The sequence below is a fragment of the Vibrio sp. 10N.222.49.C12 genome, assembly GCF_041475025.1.
GTDB lineage: Bacteria > Pseudomonadota > Gammaproteobacteria > Enterobacterales > Vibrionaceae > Vibrio > Vibrio crassostreae_C.
The window spans coordinates 1-1391 of record NZ_JBFRVF010000113.1 but is presented as its reverse complement, the minus strand read 5'-3'; the positions used below and the strand labels follow the sequence as shown (position 1 = coordinate 1391).

1 protein-coding gene is annotated in these 1391 nt (G+C 44.4%); it reads left to right on the top strand.

The window, feature by feature from the left end:
* Positions 1 to 109: 109 nt before the first annotated feature.
* Entirely contained in the window at positions 110 to 1378 is a 1269-nt protein-coding gene (locus AB4583_RS20925; protein ID WP_372119205.1) for an IS4 family transposase, read from the top strand.
* Positions 1379 to 1391: the final 13 nt, after the last annotated feature.

Genomic DNA, 1391 nt, shown 5'->3' with positions numbered 1-1391 from the left:
TCATAGACAGGATCTTAAGAGCTAACTTGTTTATTTAGATAGAAAAAAGGCTTCATTTATGATCAGATAATCGTCGCCAAACAAACTACCTACATCAATAGTGAAGCCGATGACGATTATCTCCTTACAGAAGCAATTTAAGCAATTCTTTAATGCTGACACCCTCCAAAAAATGGCGAAAAGTACAGGCCTGATGAAACGGTGTCGGGCGATATTACCCGAGCAGCTAGTCATTAGCTTAGTGGCCGCGTTAAGCAAAGGAAACTGCACTTCCATTGCGGATTTACTGCGACAATTCAATGGGATGTGCTTGAGCCCTGAAGGTGCCGTGGCATACAAGCCTTACCATAACCAGTTGAGGAAAAATGAGTTTCCTAATTTCATGCGGCAACTTGTTATGCGAGCAATAGCTCAATTTGCTCGCCAGCAGAATGTCGGTCTACCAAATAAGCTCGACACCTTTGATGATGTACTGCTTCAAGATGGCAGCTCTTTCCACATCCATCGTGACCTGGCGGATGTTTATCCGAGTCGATTTAAACGTAACCCTGCAGCGGTTGAATGTCATATGACAATGTCGTTGAAAAGCTTTTCTCCAGTCGCGATGAACATCAGCGCTGATACGGCATCAGAAAGAGATTTTTTACCTGAGCCCAAAACGATGAACAACAAATTGCTGTTAGCTGACGCAGGGTATCCTGATTTCCACTTCTTTCGAGAGCTTGAACAGCATGGCGGATTCTATATTGTCCGAGGTGCTAAGTCTCTGAACCCTATGATTATTGAGGCAAGGAACGGCAAGGGGCGACTGCTGCCTAAGCTAGAAGGGAAGAAGCTGAAAGATATTACTCGAGGTATCAACCGTTCGCAGGTCCTTGACCTAAAAGTCCGTCGAGGTAAACAAGAGTTTAGAGTCGTGCGACGATGGTTTGCTGAAGAAAAACGATTCTGCATTTGGATAACTAACTTACCTTCAGACACCTTTACTGCCGATGACATCATGGCGATCTACCGCTGTCGATGGCAGGTGGAACTGCTTTTTAAAGAGTTAAAGTCTCACACCAACTGGCAACGATTTGTCACCGCACAAAAGGCCATCGTTGATGGGCTCATCTGGGCCAGTTTACTTGCGCTGATCATTAGGCGTAGTATTGCGCTTCAGATAATGCCATCGGTCTCATTGTTTAAAGCGGCAAAAAATGTGGATGTCTGGCTGTTACCAATATTTGAATGTATCAGTCACGGCGCATGGTCAGAAATCAGCAATAAAATCGAATGGGCTACCAGTTATATATCAAGGAACGCTCAAAAGTCCGCGCAGAGGAAGTCTAAAGAAAACATTACGTTAGACGGAATTTACGCTGAGCTTAGTGCTTAAGGTTCTGTCTATG